Source organism: Flavobacterium granuli (assembly GCF_900129705.1).
Lineage (GTDB): Bacteria > Bacteroidota > Bacteroidia > Flavobacteriales > Flavobacteriaceae > Flavobacterium > Flavobacterium granuli.
Genome location: NZ_FQWO01000016.1, coordinates 1 through 23,873, shown reverse-complemented (window position 1 = coordinate 23,873; position 23,873 = coordinate 1). Strand labels below are relative to the sequence as shown.

Sequence of the window (23,873 nt, the reverse complement as noted above, 5' to 3'; positions counted from 1 at the left end):
ATAATAGTATCTTTGCACAACTATCTCTGTACTTAATACAAGGTATTTAATATCCAAAATATGTTATTCGAAGATTTATCGCTTTCAAAAAGTATACAAAAAGCCGTATTTGAACAAGGCTACACCGTTCCCACTCCCATTCAAGAACAAGCAATTCCTTTAGTTTTAGCAGGAAGAGACTTAGTGGGTTGTGCACAAACAGGAACGGGAAAAACGGCAGCATTTGCCATTCCTATCATCCATCAATTACACCGCATTGTAGGTTCATCAAAAAAAGCCAAACAAATTCGTGCTCTAGTAGTTACCCCAACTCGTGAATTAGCAGTACAAATTGGTCAAAATTTTGATGACTATGGAAAATATACCAATTTAACCCAACTCACCATTTTTGGAGGAGTTTCTCAAAACCCACAGGTTGATGCCTTAAAAAACGGGGTTGACATTTTGATTGCAACACCGGGAAGATTACTTGATTTACACAAACAAGGTTTCATTGACTTAGATCATTTGCATACTCTTGTATTGGATGAGGCTGATCAAATGCTTGACATGGGCTTTGTGAATGATGTCAAAAAAATTGTGAAGCTGACCCCTAAAAACAGACAAACTCTTTTTTTCTCGGCAACCATGCCAATTGCAATAAGAGAACTTGCCGAAATGTTTTTGACTGATCCTGAAACCGTAACTGTTTCCCCTGTTTCCTCTACAGCTGAAAATGTAGAACAACACGTTTATTTTGTTGAAAAAACAGAAAAAAGAAACCTTTTATATCATTTAATAAAAAATCAAGACTTATCGAATGTATTGGTTTTTTCGAGAACGAAACACGGTGCGGACAATGTTGTAAAAGCATTACGAAAAAACAACATCGCTGCCGAAGCCATTCATGGCGATAAATCACAAAATGCAAGACAACGTGTTCTGGAATCCTTTAAAAACAAAGAAATTGGCGTACTTGTAGCCACAGACATTGCCGCCAGAGGAATTGATATTGACCAATTGCCTTTTGTTATCAACTTTGACCTGCCAAATATCCCTGAAACTTACGTCCACCGCATTGGTAGAACAGGACGTGCCGGAAACGGCGGAATTGCGATTTCTTTTTGTAGTAAAGACGAACATGGTTATTGGAAAGACATCCAAAAATTAATAAAAGTAGACGTCAAAACCATAAATGACCATCCTTATCCATGGCATTCAGGAAGTCCTGAAACAGCTCCTGGGGGATCAACAAAACCTAAAAACTCAAATCGCAGTGGTGGTGCTCATAAATCAAGAAAATCTAACGCTTCGAAACAAAATAAAAAACGCTGGTATTAATTAAAATTTTAATTAGTTAGCCTCAAAAACACCTTTTACCATTATCGTAAAAGGTGTTTTTTTTATATGTAAAATACTAATAACGAGTTAATTAACTTTTTAAATTAACTATTTCAACTGTTTTTTATTAATTTTAATAAAAAATAATATTAATCTCAATCTTAAAAAATTATGGAAGCTATAGTAAAAAGAAATGGTTTTGTTCCAATTGTCAATACTCTTTTTGATGATTTTTTATCTAGAGATCTTATGGATTGGAACGGTAAGAATTTTTCATCTTTAGGCGGTAATTTACCTTCTGTCAATTTGAAAGAAACAGACAAAAAAATTGAAGTAGAATTAGCTGCTCCCGGTCTAAAAAAGGAAGACTTTAAAATTGAAATCGACAACAATATGCTCTGCATTTCTTCTGAAAAAAAAGAGGAAAAAGAAGAAAACAGCAAAAAAGACAATTACTACAGAAAGGAGTTCAACTATCAATCATTCAGTAGAGCTTTTAGTCTCCCTGATTACGCCGATGAAAATAATGTTAATGCCAATTATAAAGACGGTATTTTACATTTGGAAATTGCAAAAAAAGAAGGCGCAACTAACAAAAGTGCTAAAACTATCGCTGTTAAATAGATACACTTAAAGAAATTAAAAAAGAGATTAGAAACAAAAAGATGTTCTAATCTCTTTTAGTTTAAAGAAAGCGTTTCCTGTCTCAACAATAAATAATTAATACTCTTAAATAAGGCTTCGGATTCGAAAGGTTTATTGATGATATCATCGAATCCAGCAGAAATCGCCTCTTCGCTAATTTCCTCTTTGTTGAAGGCCGTTAAAGCAATAACAGGCGTATTAATACCTTTCTCACGAATTCTTCTTGTGGTTTCAAAACCGTTAATTATAGGCATATTAATATCCATTAATATTACGTCAAATTTATCCTTATCTAAAATTTCAAGAGCCGCAAATCCATCATTGACGATAATGCAATTGCTGTTTTGCTTTTCAATAATTTTCTTAATAATAACTTGATTAATTTTGTTGTCTTCGACCACTAAAATTTTAAAAACTTGGTTTGTTCCTAAATCTACCTCTATGTTATTGATCATTTCAACCGATTTAGTAGAGTCATGTTCAAATTTTATGACAAAAGTAAATTTAGTGCCTTTTCCGGCCTCGCTTTCCAGACTAATAGAACTATCAAACAAGTTTAGTAATCGCTTAACAATTGCCAAACCTAAACCCGTACCTTGATAATCAATTTCCTTTCTACCAATTTGCACGAATGTATCAAAAATTTTATCTTGGTCTTCTTTGGCGATGCCAATCCCGTTGTCTTCAATATTGAATTTAACACTACATTCCTTATCTTCCAATTTAACCAAATCAACTTTTATCTTGACTTCACCACTTTGAGTGAATTTCAAAGCGTTACTGACCAGATTAATCAAAATTTGAGAAAGCCTTAATTTATCGCCAATTAAATATTCCGGAATTGCAGGATCAATATAAACATTAATTTTATTATCATGATTCTTAGCAAGAAAAGACAAAGAGTTCTTTATCATATTGATTTCATCACTAATATTAAAAGTCATGTTTTCTAAAACAATTCTATTTTCTTCAATTTTATTAATTTGAAGCACATCATTAACCAATGATAATAAATACCTGGCCGAAAATTTAAGTGAACTCAAATGCGGACTGTTTGCCAGTTCTTTATGTTCATCCAAAAGCATATTTGTAATCCCTACAACACCGTATAAAGGAGTCCTTAATTCATGACTAATCGTGGATACAAACTGGGATTTTTGCAGTGAAGCTACTTCTGCATTTTCCTTTGCAACGGATAACTCTTTATTGGTAATGGTAAGTTCCTTGTTTTTCTTTTGTTTAAAACGATAGCTTTTATATAGGGTATATAATAATAATAACAAAACAATCAAAGCAGCTATAAACAATACTACAATGATTCTTGATTTCTTTAAGCTTTGGTATTGAAGTTCTTTTTCAGTTTCAATAGTATTGACTTTTCTTTTATACTCATCTAGCTCCAGATTGATACCTTCTAAATTAGCTTTCCTTAGTTTTTTAAAATCAGTAAGCTCATTATTTAATTTATTAAAAGCAGCCATATTTTCATAGGCCTTTTTATAATCTCCAATCTTGAATAATAACTTTGAATATTCGTCATAAGCATAGGACAAATCTTGCTTTTCTTTACCTTGATTCCCTAATGCAATGGCTTTCACAAAATAAGAACGTGCTTTATTATATTCATTTTTATGGCTATAAAACACCCCATTGAGCATGTTTAATGCCACCGCTGTTTTCTCACTGCCAAACTTTTTTTGCTGAACATTAATGAAGTTTAAATAAGGTTCTCCTTTTTCAAAATTACCTATATAAAAATAAGCCCAAGCTAAGTTTAACTTGGTTACATAAATTTGAGCACTATCATTTGTTTTTTCGCTATGCCATAAAGCTTTCTTATAATATTTTAATCCTGTACTGAATTGGTTCTTATCAAAACCATACAAGTTTCCTAAATTATTATTTAACCAACTCTTGATAGTATCATTATTAGTCCTATTAGCATACAGCAAACCTTTAACAAAATAGAAAATAGCCTTATCATACTCGGCTAAACCTTGATAATTTGCAGCAATATTGTTATAGGATCTTGCAATAAGATAATTGTCTTTATTAATGATAGCGTGATGTAAAGCTTTTCTTGAAATTTCGAAAGAATTTTCAAATTTATACTCATGCAAGAAACTGGATGACTGCTTTATTAATCCCAAAATTTCCTTATTGCTAAGCATATCCTCAGTAGTATTGGATTGGCTACTTAAAGTATTTAAGGAAAATAAAATCAAAAGAATAATTTGAATCCCGTTGTACATAAACTACTACTAATTATTCAAATATACAGCTATATTTTAAAAAACAATCCATATTACTCCATTAAATTTTAAAACTTTAAAACATTTCACTGCCACAATTTCAAATTTATTTCACAAGAAAAAAGCCTGCTTGAAATACATTCAGGCAGGCTTTAAATTAAAAAACATGTTATAAGTTTATCCCGTTTAAGAGGAAATCTGCTTACTATTCCGAAATTTCGCTTAGCATTTCATTATCCCCTTCCCATTTACCAACCACTGATGTTGCCAAAGCATTACCTAAAACATTTGTAGCGCTTCTAAACATATCACAAAAATGGTCAATTGGCAATATCAAAGCAATACCTTCAATTGGAATATCAAACATCCCACAAGTAGCGGCAACAACCACTAAACTGGCTCTGGGAACTCCCGCAATTCCTTTACTGGTTAACATCAAAACCAAAAGCATCGTCATCTGTGTACCCATATCTAAATGAACACCATAAGCCTGAGCTATGAAAATACTGGCAAAAGTCATATACATCATACTTCCATCTAGATTAAAAGAATAACCTAGCGGCAACATGAAAGAAACTATTTTATCTTTTACTCCAAATCTTTCCAACTCTTCGGTCAATTTTGGAAAAACAGCCTCACTACTAGTGGTTCCGAAAGCTATTATTAAAGGACTCACAATCCTTTTTAGCAACAAAGTCATTCTGCTTTTAAGAAAGATATAACCTACTACTATTAATATCACCCATAATGAAGAGATTCCAATCAAAAAAGAGCCAAAAAACTTGAAATAGGTGATTGCTAATTCTTGAAAATCTCTGACAGCAAAAACACCTGCAATAGCACCAAAAACACCAATAGGAGCAAAATTCATCACATAATTGACCATTTTAAGAACAATATGCGAAGTCTTATCTAGCGCATTGACAACCGGTTTAGCATGATCTCCAATAGAAGCGGCAGCTAAACCGAAGAAAATTGAAAAAACAACAATTTGAAGAATCTCATTGGTGGCCATTGCTTCAAAAATACTTTTAGGTACAATATGCTCTATAAAGTTTTCGAAGGAAATACTTTGTGTTTTTGCAGCTACTTCCGTTGCCGAAGTTAAATCAACATTTAATAAGTTCAGTCCAACTCCAGGCTCAAGAACATTTACAAAAAACATCCCCAACAACAAAGAAATCAAAGAAGCGGTAAAAAACCAAGCTAATGCTTTCCCCCCAATTCTCCCTACAGCACTAACATTTCCCAGCTTAGCTATCCCCACAACCAGTGTTGTAAATACCAAAGGAGAAATTATCATTTGAACTAATCTTATGAATACTGTAGCTAGTATTTTAATTTTATTACTAAATGATGTAGCTGTTTCTACTGAAACCGAATTATGAATAATAATTCCCAAAATCCCCCCCAAGACCATTGCAATAAGTATTTGCGTGGTCAGATTAGCGAAAATAGATTTTTTTTTAACTGTTGTTGAATGCATCGATTTAATATTAATTATTATTAGAAATTGGGGTTCATCCCAAAATACAGCTATTTATAGTCCTATTTTTAAAAGCATTGTAAAAACAAATCTCCTTTAAATAGTAGAACTGTACGTTTTGTTGATCAAATAAAAGTCGGCAAGGACAATTGCTGCCATAGCTTCTACAATAGGAACTGCACGTGGCACTACACAAGGATCATGACGACCTTTACCCGTCATTTCAGTAATATTTCCCTGATTGTCCAATGATTCCTGTTTTTGCATAATGGTTGCTACAGGTTTGAATGCTACTCGAAAATAAATATCCATTCCATTACTGATTCCTCCTTGAATTCCTCCCGAAAGATTTGTTCTTGTGGTTCCATCAGCATTATACAAATCATTGTGTTCGCTTCCTTTCATTTGCGCCCCATCAAAACCGCTTCCATATTCAAATCCCTTCACGGCATTTATAGAAAGCATGGCTTTACCCAGTTCGGCATGAAGTTTATCAAAAACCGGCTCACCCAAACCTATTGGCACATTTTGAATTACACAAGTTACAATACCTCCTACGGTATCTCCTTGTTTTCTAATCTCACGAATATAATCCTCCATAATTACAGCTGATTCTTCATCAGGACAACGAACAGGATTACTCTCGATTTTAGAAAAATCCAAATCTTGATACGGCTTATCAAGCGTAATAGGGCCTACAGCTGAGACGTAAGCATTTATCTTAATTTCTGGCAACATTTGTTTTGCAATGGCACCGGCAACCACTCTACTGGCTGTTTCACGGGCAGAACTTCTGCCGCCTCCACGATAATCACGAACGCCGTATTTTTTTTCATACACATAGTCGGCATGACTCGGTCTGTAATTGTCTTTTATATGAGAGTAATCGTCTGATTTTTGATTCGTATTGGGAATGATAAACCCTATTGGTGTTCCTGTAGTTTTTCCTTCAAATATTCCAGATAAAAACTGAACATCATCGGGTTCTTTTCGTTGGGTAACTATTGCAGATTGTCCTGGTTTTCTTCTGGACATTTCTTTTTGAATTGCTTCTAAATCTATTGTTATCCCTGGAGGACAACCATCAATAATTCCGCCTAATGCTTCTCCATGTGATTCTCCAAAAGTGGTTATTCTATATAGTGTTCCGTAGTTATTTCCTGCCATTATAATTATTTTGAACAAATATATGTTTTCTGATTTAAAGTAAAAAATTAAAAATTACGATTGTTTTATAAAATCAATTGACGAAAACTTTACATTACGTTAAAGATTCTTACAAAACGATAACCTTTTTTTAAATATTCGTAAAAGATAGTACCCTTAAATTTGTAAAAAACTAATTAGAATCAATTGAAAAAGAGAAAAGTTGAATTAGTAGTGCTTTCCGATACCCATCTAGGCACTTTCGGAAGTCACGCTTTAGAACTAAACAAGTATTTATCGACTATTAAACCCAAGATTTTAGTCCTAAATGGAGACATCATTGACATCTGGCAATTTAGAAAATCCTATTTCCCAAAAACACATCTCAAAGTCATACAAAAAATAATAGGATTTGCATCCAAAGGCACCAAAGTCTATTACATCACCGGGAATCACGATGAAATGCTTAGAAAATTCAGTGACATAAGCATGGGAAATTTTGCCCTGGTTGACAAATTGGTCTTGGAGCTCGATGACAAAAAAGCCTGGATTTTTCATGGTGATGTATTTGATGCTTCGGTGAACCATGCCAAATGGATTGCGAAACTAGGTGGATTGGGATATGATTATTTGATTTTACTCAACCGCTTTGTGAATTGGTGTTTAAAAAAAATGGGCAAAGAGCCCTACTCTTTTTCTAAGAAAATAAAAGCGAGCGTAAAAAAAGCGGTAAAACACATTTCAGATTTTGAAGAAACCGCTACCGAATTAGCGATTGAAAAAAAATACGATTATGTCATTTGCGGGCACATTCATGAGCCAAAAATAATTAGAAAGGAAAATAAAAATGGTTCAACGCTCTATTTAAACTCGGGAGATTGGGTCGAAAATCTAACCGCTTTGGAATACAATAAAAAACGCTGGAAGTTATACAGCTATCAGGAATCAAATTATATAGAGGAAGAAGAAAACCTGTTTGAAATGGAAGATATTCTAAATAATAAATTGATTCATTCTATAATTAGCTCAAAATAAGTCTTTTATGTTTTTAAATTAAAAACACAAAATAAATCATTAACTAATTGAAAAACAAATAATTGACCTAAAAACAAGTAAAATATATGTGAATTATATAATATTTTATAATAATAGTATATTTCATTCGTTAATTTTCATTGTAACTTTGTACAACAAATATTTACTTATGAGAAAAATTATTTTATCGGCTATTATGCTTTTTGGATTAGCATTTAGCGCACAAGCACAAGACATTTCAAAAAATGCATTAGGTTTACGTTTAGGAGACAACAGTGGTTTTGGAGGAGAACTTTCTTACCAAAGAGGATTGTCTGACAACAACAGACTGGAATTGGATTTGGGATGGAGAAACAGAAATAACTTCAACAATGACGGATATGATTCTCATGCTGTCAAATTAGCCGCATTGTATCAATGGGTATGGAACATTGATGGTGGTTTCAACTGGTATGCTGGTGTTGGTGGAGGTTTAGGTAATTACGGTTATGATGACAAAAATGGTAATTCCTATAATGACACCTTCGTTTTTGCAGCTGGAGATATTGGAATTGAATACAACTTTGACATTCCATTGTTGATTTCTTTAGATTTCAGACCTGAATTTGGAGGAAATGGTTATTACAAAAACAATTATGGTTCTGATATCGCATTAGGAGTTAGATACCAATTCTAAAACTTAATCGAAATACCAAAAAAAAAAGCTGCCCCAAAAAGGCAGCTTTTTTTTGGTACTTATCAAACCATCAGTGACTAAATAATCGATTCCAACTGATAAGACATCTAAAAAAGAAGGCTGTTTCTAAAATAAATTTAGAAACAGCCTCGTTTTTAATTAATTCAAAAGTTCTCTATCTAAGACTTCATCAAATTCAATTTACTGTTTTTACGACTAAAGCCAAAGTAAATTATAAGTCCTATTAGCAACCAAATCGTGAAATAAATCCAGTTCCATACACTCAATTCAGCCATCATATACAAGCAGCTGACCAAGCCTAATAAAGGAATTAAAGATAAATTTTTACGGAAAGACCAAAACGTAAGTGCCACTAAAGCAAGCAAGAAAATCCACATAGGTATCTTATGCTTAAACAAGCTGAAACCACTTTCATATTTTAATTTATTATCTATCGGTAAACCCGCCACGACAGAAGCGTATTTTGCGTCATCCTGCTGGTATTGACTTAATAAATTTTCTAAATCCAAAACTTCATTTGTATTGTTTTTGGCCTCAATCCCTACTAAATAATCATACACTTTTTTTGTCTCCTCTTTATTCAATGAGGTAATAATATCAGTTGCTTTATAAATTTGGGTTTCATTGGTAATAAAATCCATAGTCGCCTTATTATTATAAGCAAATGCATAATACAAACCGACAATTAGCATAAAAGGAACAACATATTTTGCATTCACATAAGGCGTCTTGAATTTCCCTCTGGGAATATTGGGTTTGTCTTGTAAAACCAATACACCGGCACAAACCAATACAAAGGCAAACAATGTCCCAATACTACACAAATCAGTAACTATAGTCAAATTCAAAAATAAGGCAGGAATAGCCACAACAAAACCAGTCACTATCGTTGCATAAGAAGGCGTTTTGAATTTTGGATGTACCTTAGAAAAACGTTTTGGCAATAAACCGTCGCGGCTCATACTCATCCAAATACGAGGTTGTCCCATTTGAAAAACCAATAAAACACTTGCCATAGCAACAACAGCACTTACCGCTATAATGCCCGACATCCATTTTAAATTCAATTTATGAAAAACAAATGCCAAAGGATCACCTACATTCAATTCGCTGTAGTTCACCATTCCGGTTAATACCAAAGCGATAATGACATATAAAATCGTACAGATTATAATAGCCCACATCATTCCACGAGGTAAATCACGTTGCGGATTCTTACATTCTTCAGCAGTAGTAGAAATAGCATCAAAACCAATATAAGCAAAGAAAACAGCCGATACACCTTTTAAAACCCCACTAACTCCATTAGGAGCAAAAGGAGTCCAATTTTCGGTATCCACATAAAACACGCCCACTGCGATAACTAAAAGAATGATACTTAATTTTACCACCACCATCATATTACTGGCATTTCTGGACTCTTTCATGCCTCGATACACTAAGGTCGTAATCAAAATAATGATAAATAGAGCTGGCAAATCGGCTACGAAATGAAAAGAGCCAATGGATGGCGAAGTAGTCCAAGCGACATAAGCAGCTTGCATACTAGAACTCAAATTCTCAAAGGACTTTCCTCCTTCCATTAAAGCGGTCGCATCATTAAATCCATTGGAGGCAGATAAATAATCCATTTGAACCCATTGGGGGAGATGGATTCCCCCGCTTTCGAGCAAACCCGTAAAATAATCACTCCAAGAAATAGCAACTGTGACATTACCAATTGCATATTCCATAATCAGTGCCCAACCAATAATCCAAGCAATTAATTCCCCAAAAGCGACATAAGAATAGGTATAAGCACTCCCTGAAACAGGAACCATAGAAGCAAATTCAGCATAGGCAAAAGCAGCAAAACTACAGGCTAAAGCGGTAAATATAAACAAGAAAATTACTGCTGGTCCACCATCTGAACTGGCTTTCCCAATTGTACTAAAAATACCGGCACCAACAATCGCAGCAATACCAAAAGCAGTCAAATCCCTGGCTGTCAAATACCTTCCCAATGTATTATGACCATCCGTTTCATTTTTTTCAACCTGCCTTAAAATATCTTCTACTGTCTTTTTTCTAAATAAACTTGAAAATGCCATATTGTAAAATTTCTCATTAAAAATTAATATCCTTCAAATAATACTCCATTATTTTAAAAATAACGTTAATATTATTCAAAAACCAAATGTATAAAACAAATTCAATTCTGAAAGATTTGATTCAGGATTTTTTAAAACTACATAACAAAAAAGTCAATATTGGTATTTACTATAATTTTAAAAGTCAATGAAAAATAAAATACAGCAACAAAACATCAGAAAACAGAAACACCTAAAACTTTTCCTTAAAAAAAATAACTTGCACTATAATTCAAATTATATCTCGTCTAGTAAATAAATTCCTCATTCTATAAGTGATAACTATACTACAGAAACATGTAAATCAGTAAGATGTACAAATTTTATTTTAGCTGTTTTCCCTGTTTCTTGAGACAAGGCTGTCGCAATTATAAAAAAGAACAAAATTTTAGCATATAGATATTTCATAAACTGTCGTTTAGTTTGTTTTTACAGTGTCATTAAAAAAATCATGAAAAAACAACAATTGGAACTTTAGAGCATTTTCCCAATAGTCTATATTATGCTTTCCTGGACGCTCTATATAATCGTGGTTTATTTTTGAAGCCAGCATCTTCTCATGAAGTTGTCTGTTTACATCAATAAAAAAATCATCCACTCCGCAATCAATAATAAGCTTTAGATTGTTCGCTTCTGCCAATCCGAGCATGTTGACAACTGTATTTTTTTCCCAATTTTCAGGAAAATCGGTTATGGAACCAAGCCGTTTCTTTATATCCCAATTTTCTGGAAAGGGGCGAAAATCAACACCACCGCTCATACTTCCTGCCGCTCCAAATACATCCTGATGCTTGAACGATAAATACAAGGCTCCGTGCCCGCCCATACTAAGACCTGATATGGCTCTTCCCTCCCGACTTGCAATTGTTTTGTATTTTTTATCTATAAAAGGAACTAATTCATCAATTATATAGGTTTCATATTTAAAATCAGGATCAATCGGACTATTAAAATACCAGCTTGAATAATTTCCATCAACACCAATTACTATAAAACCATATTTATCAGCTTGCTGAGCAACCTCTTTAAAGCTTTTTACCCAAGTGGCATAATTTCCGCCATACCCATGCAGCAGATAAACAACTGGGAATTTTTTCTTGCCTTTTTTATAACTATCAGGAGTTATCACACAGGTTTTTATATACTTTTTCATCGAAGGACTAAAAACGTCTAAAGTATCTACTTTAGCTGCTTTGGCAGAAAAAAATACAAATACGAGGAGTGTTACATAGATTATTTTTTTCATAAAATTATGCTGTCTTTGGGTTTTAAAAAGGCAATAAACTTTGTTCAAAATACCTGAAACTAAAATTCACAGTGCATTCTGAATATAAAAAATACAAATTAAAATTCGAGAAATCTATCTCAAACAATCCCTCAAAATGGTCACTGGATGCAGTGCTTTTCTATGGGTCCCGTCAAAAATCTGGTGACGACAACTCGTTCCTGCAGCCGAAATTGCTGTTGAGGATTCGGTTGCACGAATTTTCGGAAACAAAGTATCTTCTCCCATTTGCATACTGATTTCATAATGCTCTTTTTCGTAACCAAATGAACCTGCCATCCCACAACAACCCGAATTATAAATGGTAACCGAATTATTTTTTGGCACATTCAGCATGGCAAATGTGGCTTCAATGCTACTCATTGACTTTTGATGGCAATGCCCGTGAATTTTTATCGTTTTCTCTGCATCCGAAAATTGTTCAGAATGAATTTTCCCTGTTGTTATTTCTCTTTTGAAAAACTCTTCGACGGTAAATACGTTTTTGGCTAATTTTTCAGCACTGTCTTTATCTTTGGCTAATCGAATGTATTCATCTCTAAAAGTCAAAATCGCCGAAGGTTCAATTCCAATCAATGGAGTGTCTTCTGAAATCAAATCCTTAAAAACAGCTACATTTTTATTAGCGACAACTTGTGCTTCTTCCAGAAAACCTTTGGATATAAAGGCTCTTCCGCTTTCTTCGTGATCTACAACAACTACTTCGTAACCTAATCCAGTTAGTAATTCATAAGTATCGATTCCGATTGCTACATCATAATAATTAGTAAACTCATCACAAAACAAATAGACTTTTCCGTTTGCAAAAGAATGGGTTGCTGCTGGTTTTTTATTTCTTTCGTGCCATTTTCTAAAAGTCGTTGGAGCCAAAAGAGGAACTTGTCTTTTGGGTGCAATTCCCATACTTCTCTTAACCAACGACAAATTGGCTACAAAATTAGTAATCGAAGGCATCATGCTTCCCATTTTATTGAGTTTGGCATTAAAAGCAAATATTTTATTTCGAATAGAAAAGCCGTTTGCTTTTTGGTATTGGTATAAAAACTCCGATTTCAAAGTAGCCACATCAACATTACTTGGACATTCGCTCGCACAGGCTTTACAGCTTACACACAATTCAAATACTTTATATAATTCTTCATGATCGAATTTATTGTCCTTCTCCGAATGGGTCAAATATTCCCTCAGTGCATTGGCTCGAGCCCGAGTGGTATCTTTTTCATTACGCGTGGCACGGTAACTTGGACAAAGCGTACCTCCTGCCGAAGGTAATTTTCTGCAATCACCAGAACCATTACACTTCTCTGCTGCACGCAAAATCCCCATACTATCTGAGAAATCCTGTATTGTTTTAATATCTGGTTCTGCCCTACCTGCTTCTACTCGAAGATTTTCATCCATTTTGGAAGCGTTTACAATTTTTCCAATGTTTAAAATCGCATTTGGATCAAAGGCATTTTTAATGCGTTTCAATAATTCGTAATTTTTATCACCAATCATAAAAGGCAAAAATTCACCACGTACAATTCCGTCCCCGTGTTCCCCACTAAGCGAACCTCGGTATTTTTTAACCAGAATGGCGACTTCGGTAGCAATATTCCTAAATTGGTGTAAACCTTCTTTTGTCTTTAAATTCAAAACGGGGCGCAAATGCAATTCTCCGGCTCCGGCATGTGCATAATATATGGCACTCTGCCCATGACGCTGCATCATGGCCGAAAATTCGGCTATATAATTTGGCAAATCACTCAATTCTACAGCCGTATCTTCTATAGAATCTGCGGCTTTATCATCTCCTACAATGCTTCCCAAGAGTCCTAAACCTGCTTTTCGCAACTCGTTTATCTTATCGATATCGGCGCCGTAAATTTTAGGCAAGGCATAACCAAAATTATTTTTTTGAAGATCTGCTATCAATTCATTGGCCTGCTCTTCGGCATCTTCCATACTATAATGCGAGGCTACTTCGAGCATAATAACTGCCTTAGGATCGCCTTGGATAAAAAACCTGTTTTTAGCTTGTTCTCTGTTGGTTTTGGTACAATTCAAAATCGTGTCATCCATCATTTCACAGGTATACAAATGATGCTTCATTGCCGTCACAACAGCCTCTAAACTTTCTTGAATACTGTGAAAATGTGCAACGACCATAACACTGTTCGTTGGCGGAATCTTATCTACTTTCAAAGTGATCTCTGTCGTAAACGCCAAAGTTCCTTCACTTCCGCAAAGCAATTCTCCTAAATTTATTGTTTTTTCAGTTCCGGAAAAAAGCTCTGATTTTAACAATAAATCGACTGCATAGCCCGTATTTCGTCTATGAATTTCGGGTTTTGGAAACTCTTTTACAATTTCTTTCTGGTTTTCGGCATTCGAAAGTTCTTCATATATTGTTTTGTATATCTTATTTTCGAGCAAATCGCCTTTTGTCTTTTCTATAAATTCTTCTGAGGAAATTTCCTGAAACACCGCCTTACTTCCATCACTCAAAACAGCTTTTATCTCCACAATTTTATCCCGCGTAACACCATAACGAATCGACGTGGTACCGGAAGAGTTATTCCCCACCATTCCGCCAATCATACATCTATTAGAAGTAGAAGTATTAGGCCCAAAAAACAAACCATGTGGTTTTAAAAACAAATTCAGTTCGTCCCGAATCACACCCGGCTGAACGGTCACAGTTTTATTTATGGGATCAAAAGCCACAATCTTTGTGAAATACTTGGAAACATCCACAATTATCCCATTACCTACCGTTTGTCCCGCTAGAGAAGTTCCCGCAGTGCGAGGAGTAATTGAAATCTTATTTTGGTCAGCGAAGCGAATAATTTTTACAATATCATCTTCTGTTTTTGGAATCGCTACAGCAATTGGCTTAATTCTATAAGCCGAAGCATCGGTAGCATATATTGTGGTGTGCAATTCGTCATAGAAAAGAGTTCCTTCTAGCGAATCGGATAATTGTTGCAATTGAAGAGAATGAGACATTTATGTGGTGCTATTTTTTTTATAAAAACATGAAAACTGTATGCGTTCTTTCTTATTTAATCAAAGAAGCGATTAGCGACTTTAAAACACATTTTTATATTTTCGGTTTGTTCTTGGATTGAATTAATAAAACAAATTCCAAAGCAACAATTGATGAAACTTGGGAATATTATTTTTTTTATCTAATTGATGATTTTTTAAAACTGAATTACTGGATAAAGATCGTTTAACAAATATAAACAAAAAACGAAACAAATACATTATCTTGCATTATTTAACATTTAAAAAATAACAAAATGCAAAACAACGCACAAACTATGCTTAAATACTAAAATTACAATATAAAAACCCCTGCTTTCCTATATTCTTCCAATCTAACATCTTCAGGTTCCAGCTCTGTAACTATAGTATCTAACTGATTAAGTTCACAAACTACATGCGGCATTTTAGTATTTAATTTATTGGAAGCAAACATCGAAACTACTTTATCAGAGGACTCAATCATCGCTTTCTTAACAATTGACACTTCATAACCAATCTCTGTCAAACCTTGTTTCATGTTGATACTACTGGCGCCAATAAAACAAATGTCAGCTTTAATCTTCGACAAAACCTGAATTACATCCATACCAATAGTTACCATTGCATTTTTCTGCATTTTACCTCCTATAAATATCAAATCTATGTTCGGATGCTGCGACAATTGCATCGCTATTCGCAAACTATAGGTGTAAATCGTCGCCTTCAAATCGGAAGGAATTAACTTTGCAAAAACCAAGTTAGTACTCCCCCCACTCATTATAATAACCTGTCCGTCAGCCAGCAAAGACAACGCTTTTGTAACAATTCTTTTCTTTTCCTCCTCGGCTGAAATAACAATATCAAACACATCAACAGCTTTCTCCGCGGTTTGTATCGCCCCTCCATATACTTTTTCAAGAAGCTTCTTGCGATCTAACTCATTTAGGTCTCTTCTTATCGTATCTTCCGACAAATCTAAAGCCAAAGCCAAATCTGCAGTAACAACTTTTTCATCTTCAATCAGTTTAGTCATTATATACTTATGTCTTTCAGCTTTTAGCATTTTTTAAAAATTTAAATTCACCACAAATATATCAAATAATTTAATTCAATTATAGAGACAACTTTGCAACAATTGGAAATATTTCAATATTCCATCCTTATATATAGTTCAAAAACAGTTTAAATTTGCATTATTTTGCGTTATTCAGTTTATTTTTTTAAAATAAACATCAAATATTGCATTTATATGCAATATTTAAATATATTTGCTAAATAACCATAAAAAAACCAAAATAATTATGAAGAAATCATTCCTTATTTCATTCTTGTTTTTGTTGGTCCAAACTACCTTTGCGCAAACAAAAACAATAACTGGAACTGTAAAAAATAAAGCCGATGGTATTCCTATCCCGGGAGCTACAGTTCTTATTAAAGGTACTGCTACTAGTACCACGACCGATTTTGATGGGAAATTCGCAATTAAAGCAATATCTTCAGATATTCTGAGCATTAGTTTTATTGGTTTTGAAACTAAAGAAGTAAAAATAACAAGTTCTTCAATGAACATAATTTTAACCGAAGGTGTACAAAGTCTAAAAGAAATAGTAATTGTCGGATCTATGGGTCGAACTTTAGACAAATCTTCTTTAGGATATGCTGCACAAGCGGTTAAAGGACAGGAAATTGCCGACACCCAACGTTCTAATTTTGCCAACGCACTGCAAGGTCGTATTGCAGGCTTAACAGTTACAAGTAGTACTGGAGCTCCTGGAGCCTCATCTGCTATTCAATTAAGAGGTGTAAACTCTTTAAGTGGTAACAATACCCCTCTATATATCGTAGATGGTTTACCCGTGAGTAACGAAACATTAGACCAAGGTTTAATGATTTCAAATGCTCCAAATAGAAACCAAGATTACACCAATAGAGGTGCGGATATTAACCCCGAAGATATTGAGTCAATTACGATACTAAAAGGTCCAGAAGCTGCTGCTCTTTATGGTATGCAGGCTGGTAATGGTGCTATTGTTATTACTACAAAAAAAGGAAGAAAAGGAGTTGGAAGAGTTAGCTATTCTACCAATACTAGATTAGATCAAATCTATCGTTTTCCTGAAACTCAAAAAGTCTATCAAAGGGGGTCTGGAGGAATCACTAATACGGATTACAGAAGACAATTTGGAGAAGCTTTTACTCCTGGAACAAAACTCTATGATAATATTGGTGATTTTTTTAAAATAGGCACTTCTACCACTCATAATTTATCGTTTGAAGCAGGCACTGAAACCTCTTCTTACAGATTATCTTTGAGCAATTTAAACCAAGAAGGAATTACTCCAAATACTTCTTACGACCGATTAACAGCAAGCCTGAATGCTACTGCAAAAATTTCTCCTAAATTTAAATCCGAAGGTACTTTTAGTTTTACAAAATCTGAAAATCAAAAGGCATCAAAAGGGGGTTCAGGAGGATTAACAGGAAGTAATGGTTATTTACTGACATTATTAGGTTGGCCTCAAAACTTAGATGTTCGCGATTATTTAAATATAGACGGGACAAGAAAAAAAATCACTTCAGGAGCCTTAGACACAGAAACGGATAACCCTTTTTGGGATGTAAATAAAAACTTGTCTACTGACTGGAACAACCGTTTTGTTAGTAATGTTGGATTAATTTACGACCCAGCATCTTGGTTAAATTTTACTGCTCGTGTAGGTTGGGATGTGAATTCAGGCCAAGGATTCAGGGCAATTCACCCTGAATCAGCTGCAGGAACTTCAACAGGTGGCTTCATAGAAACCTACTATAATAGTACAAGTAACTTGAACTCCACTTTCTTAGGAACTGCCAACAAATCTTTTGGAAAATTCAATACTAAAATTATGGTTGGTAATGCAATCAACGATAATTATTTTAGAATTTTATCTACATCAGGAAGCAAGTATTTTGACCCTAATTTTAATTCTATCAATAATACAGATGCTACAACACAAAGATCACAAGAGAGAATCATCCAAAGCCGTATTATTGGTTTCTTTACAGAATTGAATTTGGATTATGATAAAATTGTTTTTTTATCTTTAACAGGACGTAAAGATTGGGTTTCAGTATTACCAGATCCGTTTTTTTATCCTTCGGCCTCAAGCAGTTTTATGTTTACTAACTTGCCTGGTCTAAAAGACAAAAATACATTGTCTTACGGAAAAATAAGAGCCTCCTATGCTGAAGCCGCAAATATTCCTTCACCTTATTCGGCAGTTCCTGTTTTTCAACCACAATTGACAACAAATGGCGGATATGCTTATGGAGTGACGGGTGCAAATCCAAATTTAATTCCTGAATTCCGTAAATCGTTCGAATTTGGTACTGAGTTGAAATTTTTCAACGACCGTTTAGGATTAGATGTTACGGTTTATAGCACCAAAACTGTTGATCCTATCTTAAAAAACATGCGTTTAAGTTATGGAACAGGATTTGTATTAACATCAGCTAATTTTGGAGACCTACGAAACGAAGGTTTAGAAATTACTTTAAATTCTACTCCAGTGAAAACTACTAATTTTTCTTGGGATATGAGTGCCAATTTCAATAAAACTCGCTCTGAACTATTGAATCTTCCTGATGCTGTGACGGAATATTATCTTTCTGACACTTGGCTATACAATAACGTTAGAGGCGGTGTAAAAGTAGGCAATCCTTTGACTACAATAACAGCTGTAGATTATTTGAAAAATAATTCAGGCCAAATATTAGTAGATCCAAGTACAGGTTACCCTCTTAAAGACCCGAACTTTATTATAGCTGGAGACAGAAATCCTGATTTTGTAATTGGTTTTCAAAATACTTTCAAATACAAAAACTTAAGTTTATCAGTATTATTAGATATTCGCAAAGGTGGAGATATATTTAACGGTACCGAATTTTGGATGTACCAAAACGGAATCTCCACAAGAACTTTAGACAGAGAACAACCTCGCGTTGTACAAGGTGTACTAAGAGACGGATTAGAAAACTCAGCCACTCCTACTCAAAATAACATCGCAGTAACTCCTTATTTACAAAATGAATATTATAGATCTGGTGCTGTAGATGCTGATTTTATAGAAAAAGATATTAATTGGTTGAGAATGAGAGATATTACGTTGAGCTATAGAATGCCTTCAGAAACATTACAGAAAACAGCCATTAAATCTTTATCTTTCAATATAACGATGACTGATGCTTTTATGATAACTAATTATACAGGTGCAGATCCAGCAGTTAACGGACTAAATGCTTCTGCTGGTGGCGCTGGAGGAGTTGGCTTTGACTTTGGAACAGTTTCTACGCCTAGAGGTTTGAATATTGGAGTAAAATTAGGATTTTAATACATATATAAAATGAAAAATATAAAAAAATATATAGCTACACTAGGTTTATTGACCACTGTAGTTTCGTGTGATAACTTACAAGATTTAAACGTAAATCCTAGTTTCCCTGTTGACGTTTCTGCGCAAGCTTTGTTGCCGCCAATTGAACAACAAATGGCTGTAGGATTGCAATTTGACAATCGCTATTTAGGGAGATATGTCCAATATTTCAGTAATGCAACTACTGGAAACGAATGGGACAGATACGGATATGTTGCAAACAATGATCAAGGGGGGGATATTTGGAAAATGGCTTATTTTACGCTCGGTTTAAATATAACCCGAATGCAAGAAAAAGCAGTGGCCGAAGAACGCCACGACATTACAGGTATTTCAAAAGTAATTAGAGCATGGTCATGGCAAGTGGCTACAGATTATCATTCCGAATTGATTGATTTTGATCAAGCCTTTACACAACGTATGTCGTTTGACTATGTAACTCAAGACAAGGTTTACGCTGAAGTATTGCGTTTGATAAACGAAGGAATAGCCGATCTAGCACGTACTGATGGTAAAGTTTCAGCTACTTACACTGGTGTAGGTGACAAAATGTATAACGGAGACAGAGCCAAATGGACTAAATTTGCTTGGGGTATTGTAGCTCGTAATTTGAACAATCAAATCAATAAATCAACTTATAATCCTGATAAAGTAATTGAAGCATGTGATAAGTCTTTGGCTTCTAATACAGACAATGCCTTGATTAATTACAATGGAACGGTATCTGCTGACTCTAATTTCAATGGGCCTGGTAGAAACAATTTTGCCAATTTCCGTCAAACAGATTTTATGGTTAGAGTCATGAATGGAACTGTTTTTACTGGAGCTACCGACCCACGTATGTCCAGAATTCTAGCTCCATCAATTGGATTGTCTGAAACGGCTCCAGCATCGGCAGCAAATCCAGATCCAGCGAAATACACTTTCATAGGAAACCCTTTAAATACTACAGCTTCATCAACAAATGGGCCTAGTAGAATTCCAAACCTTTGGGGTACTTTTGTGGCAGGAACAGTGACCACTCCTGGTAGATATATTTTTAGAGACAAAGCAAACTTCCCTATTATGACCTATGCTGAAATTCAATTTATCAAAGCCGAAGCAGCTTTCATTAAAGGAGATAAAACTATGGCTTTGGAAGCATACAAAAAAGGAATTGAAGCGAGCATTGATTTTGTAAATTTAAATACCGTTGTTAGTACAACTTACCCAATTACAACTCTCATAACAACTGCAGAAAAAACAGCTTTTCTAACTAACATAAACGTGGTTCCTGCAGAAGCCAACTTGACGATGAGTCATATCATCCTTCAGAAATACATTTCACTCTTTGGTTTTGGAAATTTAGAAGCTTGGACAGATATGCGTAAATACCACTACGACAATGTAAATATCTACAAAACAATGGCTATTCCTACTGGTAGTGGTTTATTTGCCGACAATGGGGGGAAATTGCCGTACCGAGTACGTCCTAGATTTAATTCTGAATATGTATGGAATTTTACCTCTTTACAAGCAATTGGTGCAGACAAAGTGGATTATCATACTGTGGAAATGTGGTACTCTAAACCGTAATTTATCAAAACTTTAAAACATATTAAATGAAAAATATATTTAACACAATAAAAAAGGTGACTTTACCACTCCTAGTATTGGCAATGTTAGCCTCATGTGGAGACGAACACGATTTCACGCCTTATGCAACAAGCGCTCCTAAAAACACCGCTAATGTAAAATTTATTCATTCTGCTGTTGGTTCTAATGGAACTAATTTTCAAGTAAACTATTTTATGGGAGCCGATAAAATTTCTTCCGTTGGAGTCACTGTTGGTCTCCCTATTGGAACTACATTTGGTTCTGTTTACCCCGTAACTCTTTATGGTTTGGTACAATCGGGTGATCAACCATTCAGTGTTGTGACTCCTAAAATTGCAGCCACCTCTACAGCCCCTGAAATTCCTGCGGTAGAACGTGTTGCTGGAAAATTGGTGACTGAAAAAGGAAAATATTACAGTAATTTCTTAATTGGATCACCTCCAAACATCGCCCCTGTAACCTATTCTACTTATCAAATTAATGACGACTTTTCAGTAGCTTTAGACAAGACCAAAGCATATATACGCTTTATCAATGTAATAAGTAATACTCCCTTTACTGGTTTTGATTTAGGAATCATTAAAACTACTTCTATTTCTGGTGCGGCTACCACGGTGACAAAAGAGATTCAAACCTACAAAAACGTAACTTTCAAAGGTGGAGACGAGAAATTTATCGCTATTGAAGCACAAGACCCATCTGATGCAAGAGGATATCAGATACAATTACGTGTTCCGGGCTCAGTAACAAATAATCCTACTCTTGCTTCTCCTTCTCTTATAGCAAATCAGGCTAACTCAGGAACTGGTATTTTTGTTCCAAGAGCTGGTAGAATTTACACAATTTTCTGTAGAGGATTCCTCGGAGGATTATCTGCTGGCGCACCAAGTGCTACTGTAAATATACCCACTATTGGATGGTACACCAATAACTAATTATCTTATTTGAACCACTTTAGACAACAACTCTAAAGTGGTTTGATTTAATTCATTATAAGAATTAGTCTTTTCCATATAAAAATATTTTTTATTTTATGATTTTTCATTGAAAATTTGATTCAACTGCATATTTATACTTGAAGCTTTTGATTAATTTATCATTTTAAAAAACACTCAAATATGTACAATTCCTTTAAAAATAGTATTTATATTTTAATCTTAATAATTAATATCAATTGCTATTCATTCCAAGCTGTTGAAAAAAACAACACAAAAGAAAACGAGAATACTACAATCAAAACCGGTGCTGATAATTATGAAAAATACCTGCCTTTATTAAAAGATAAGAAAGTAGGAATCATTACCAATCAAACAGGGATTTTATCTGACAAAACACATTTGGTCGATTTTTTATTGGCAAAAAAAATAACAATTCAAACCATTTTTGCCCCTGAACACGGTTTTAGAGGTACTGCTGATGCGGGTGAACATGTTGTTGATGGAAAAGATGCCCAAACCGGACTCTCAATCATTTCTCTTTATGGAGATAACAAAAAACCCAAGCCGGAACAATTAGCCGGAATTGACATTATGATATTTGATTTGCAGGATGTAGGGGCACGTTTTTATACCTATATTTCTTCTTTGCATTATGTGATGGAGGCCTGTGCCGAAAATAAAATTCCGCTTATAGTTCTTGACAGACCCAATCCTAACGGGGCGATTGTTGACGGACCGCTTTTGGAAAAAGAGTTTACAAGTTTTGTAGGCATGCACCCTATTCCACTTCTTCACGGAATGACCATCGGGGAATATGCTCAAATGATTAATGGCGAAAAATGGCTAAAAAATGCGGCCCAATGTAAGTTGACCGTAATTCCTTGTTCGAGCTATAACCGAAAAATGGACTATAGCTTGCCTGTAAAACCTTCGCCAAATTTACCCAACGACCAATCTATAAATCTATATGCAAGTTTATGCTTTTTTGAAGGCACTAATGTAAGTGTGGGTCGTGGAACCGAAAAACAATTCCAAATTTATGGCTCTCCTTTTTTAACTAAAAGCAATTTCAGTTTTACTCCTAAACCCAATTTTGGAGCAAAAGATCCGCTCTATAATGGAAAAAAATGCTTTGGCGAAGATTTGACCAGCTATCCTAAACTAAACCAACTAGAACTAAAATGGCTCATTAAAGCCTATCAAAATACCACTGACAAAACTAAATTCTTTAATCCTTTTTTTACCAAACTTGCCGGAACCAAAAAATTACAACAGCAAATTGAAAGCGGAACTCCTGAAAATAAAATAAGAAAAAGTTGGCAGAAAGATTTGACTTCCTTCAAAAAAATGAGAGTGAAATATCTAATCTATTAAATCAATGCTTACTCATTCGCTAAATAAGTCTAAAAAAAAACATCTCTAAACCGTTAATACTACACAAAATGGCCAAAACCAACCCAGATACAGAACAGGAATCCCTCTACTCTAACTTAGATAAAATGAGTACAAATGAGCTACTCTCCAATATAAATAATGAAGATAAAAAAGTCGCTGATATCGTTGAAAAACAAATTCCAAATATTGAAAAATTAGTCGATAGTATTGTTTCTAAAATGAAACTCGGCGGAAGACTATTTTATATCGGAGCGGGCACCTCGGGACGAATTGGTATTCTTGATGCCTCTGAATGTCCTCCTACTTTTGGCGTTCCGGACAACTGGATTATAGGCATCATAGCCGGTGGTGATTCGGCCATCAGAAAAGCGGTAGAAAATGCCGAGGATGATATTGATCAGGCTTGGAGAGATTTATCGGCCTATGACATTTCGAGGTTTAATTTTTTTACAAAAAAAGCAATATAAAATGACGTTAACTTTGTATAAAATCTGAATTAGAATTAGGCAGTGTAACAGTAGCATA

General features: G+C 34.5%; 16 protein-coding genes and 1 pseudogene. 9 read left to right on the top strand and 8 right to left on the bottom strand.

The features are described 5' to 3' along the window. Positions 1–60: 60 nt before the first annotated feature. Together BUB25_RS15630 and BUB25_RS15625 are read left to right on the top strand one after the other, a co-directional pair. The gene (locus BUB25_RS15630; protein ID WP_072945991.1) at positions 61–1,320 is read left to right on the top strand and encodes a DEAD/DEAH box helicase; all 1,260 of its coding nucleotides are present in this window, start codon (positions 61–63) and stop codon (positions 1,318–1,320) included. Between the two features lie 171 nt (positions 1,321–1,491). After that, complete coding sequence (locus BUB25_RS15625) at positions 1,492–1,944, top strand: Hsp20/alpha crystallin family protein (protein WP_072945982.1); 453 nt, start codon at positions 1,492–1,494, stop codon at positions 1,942–1,944. A gap of 56 nt (positions 1,945–2,000) precedes the next feature. Here BUB25_RS15625 and BUB25_RS15620 read toward each other — a convergent pair whose 3' ends face one another. The 3 genes from BUB25_RS15620 to aroC form a co-directional block, all read right to left on the bottom strand. After that, positions 2,001–4,190 (bottom strand): tetratricopeptide repeat-containing hybrid sensor histidine kinase/response regulator, encoded by a 2,190-nt coding sequence (locus BUB25_RS15620; protein WP_244533844.1) that lies wholly within the window; start codon positions 4,188–4,190, stop codon positions 2,001–2,003. Positions 4,191–4,422: 232 nt separating this feature from the next. Beyond that, the gene (locus BUB25_RS15615) at positions 4,423–5,703 is read right to left on the bottom strand and encodes a dicarboxylate/amino acid:cation symporter (protein ID WP_072945979.1); all 1,281 of its coding nucleotides are present in this window, start codon (positions 5,701–5,703) and stop codon (positions 4,423–4,425) included. A gap of 96 nt (positions 5,704–5,799) precedes the next feature. Continuing rightward, the gene (gene aroC, locus BUB25_RS15610; protein WP_072945978.1) at positions 5,800–6,870 is read right to left on the bottom strand and encodes a chorismate synthase; all 1,071 of its coding nucleotides are present in this window, start codon (positions 6,868–6,870) and stop codon (positions 5,800–5,802) included. 186 nt (positions 6,871–7,056) lie between these two features. Between aroC and BUB25_RS15605 the strand changes: the two genes are divergently transcribed. Together BUB25_RS15605 and BUB25_RS15600 are read left to right on the top strand one after the other, a co-directional pair. After that, positions 7,057–7,884, top strand: coding sequence for a UDP-2,3-diacylglucosamine diphosphatase (locus BUB25_RS15605; protein WP_072945976.1), 828 nt, complete (start codon positions 7,057–7,059; stop codon positions 7,882–7,884). Positions 7,885–8,053: 169 nt separating this feature from the next. Further along, positions 8,054–8,560, top strand: coding sequence for a hypothetical protein (locus BUB25_RS15600; protein ID WP_072945974.1), 507 nt, complete (start codon positions 8,054–8,056; stop codon positions 8,558–8,560). A gap of 179 nt (positions 8,561–8,739) precedes the next feature. Here BUB25_RS15600 and BUB25_RS15595 read toward each other — a convergent pair whose 3' ends face one another. From BUB25_RS15595 to BUB25_RS15580, 5 genes are all read right to left on the bottom strand, one after another. Continuing rightward, positions 8,740–10,671: an amino acid permease gene (locus tag BUB25_RS15595; RefSeq protein ID WP_072945973.1), complete on the bottom strand. Its 1,932-nt coding sequence runs from the start codon at positions 10,669–10,671 to the stop codon at positions 8,740–8,742. Between the two features lie 321 nt (positions 10,672–10,992). Continuing rightward, positions 10,993–11,118 (bottom strand): hypothetical protein, encoded by a 126-nt coding sequence (locus BUB25_RS16825; RefSeq protein ID WP_262496846.1) that lies wholly within the window; start codon positions 11,116–11,118, stop codon positions 10,993–10,995. A 10-nt stretch (positions 11,119–11,128) separates the two neighbouring features. After that, the gene (locus tag BUB25_RS15590) at positions 11,129–11,956 is read right to left on the bottom strand and encodes an alpha/beta hydrolase (protein ID WP_072945971.1); all 828 of its coding nucleotides are present in this window, start codon (positions 11,954–11,956) and stop codon (positions 11,129–11,131) included. Positions 11,957–12,070: 114 nt separating this feature from the next. Next, positions 12,071–14,986 (bottom strand): FAD-binding and (Fe-S)-binding domain-containing protein, encoded by a 2,916-nt coding sequence (locus BUB25_RS15585; protein ID WP_072945970.1) that lies wholly within the window; start codon positions 14,984–14,986, stop codon positions 12,071–12,073. Positions 14,987–15,320: 334 nt separating this feature from the next. Beyond that, positions 15,321–16,070: a DeoR/GlpR family DNA-binding transcription regulator gene (locus BUB25_RS15580; RefSeq protein WP_072945968.1), complete on the bottom strand. Its 750-nt coding sequence runs from the start codon at positions 16,068–16,070 to the stop codon at positions 15,321–15,323. Positions 16,071–16,308: 238 nt separating this feature from the next. Here BUB25_RS15580 and BUB25_RS15575 point away from each other — a divergent pair, with 238 nt between their 5' ends. From BUB25_RS15575 to BUB25_RS15555, 5 genes and pseudogenes are all read left to right on the top strand, one after another. Then, positions 16,309–19,377 (top strand): SusC/RagA family TonB-linked outer membrane protein, encoded by a 3,069-nt coding sequence (locus BUB25_RS15575; RefSeq protein ID WP_072945966.1) that lies wholly within the window; start codon positions 16,309–16,311, stop codon positions 19,375–19,377. A 12-nt stretch (positions 19,378–19,389) separates the two neighbouring features. Continuing rightward, the gene (locus BUB25_RS15570) at positions 19,390–20,994 is read left to right on the top strand and encodes a SusD/RagB family nutrient-binding outer membrane lipoprotein (RefSeq protein WP_072945964.1); all 1,605 of its coding nucleotides are present in this window, start codon (positions 19,390–19,392) and stop codon (positions 20,992–20,994) included. Positions 20,995–21,020: 26 nt separating this feature from the next. Further along, entirely contained in the window at positions 21,021–21,950 is a 930-nt protein-coding gene (locus BUB25_RS15565; RefSeq protein ID WP_139256923.1) for a DUF4397 domain-containing protein, read from the top strand. A gap of 183 nt (positions 21,951–22,133) precedes the next feature. Further along, on the top strand, positions 22,134–23,327 hold the full coding sequence (locus BUB25_RS15560; protein ID WP_072945961.1) for an exo-beta-N-acetylmuramidase NamZ family protein: 1,194 nt from the start codon (positions 22,134–22,136) through the stop codon (positions 23,325–23,327). A 68-nt stretch (positions 23,328–23,395) separates the two neighbouring features. Then, positions 23,396–23,782 (top strand): annotated as a pseudogene (locus BUB25_RS15555) (N-acetylmuramic acid 6-phosphate etherase); the annotation flags it as partial. Positions 23,783–23,873 lie beyond the last annotated feature (91 nt).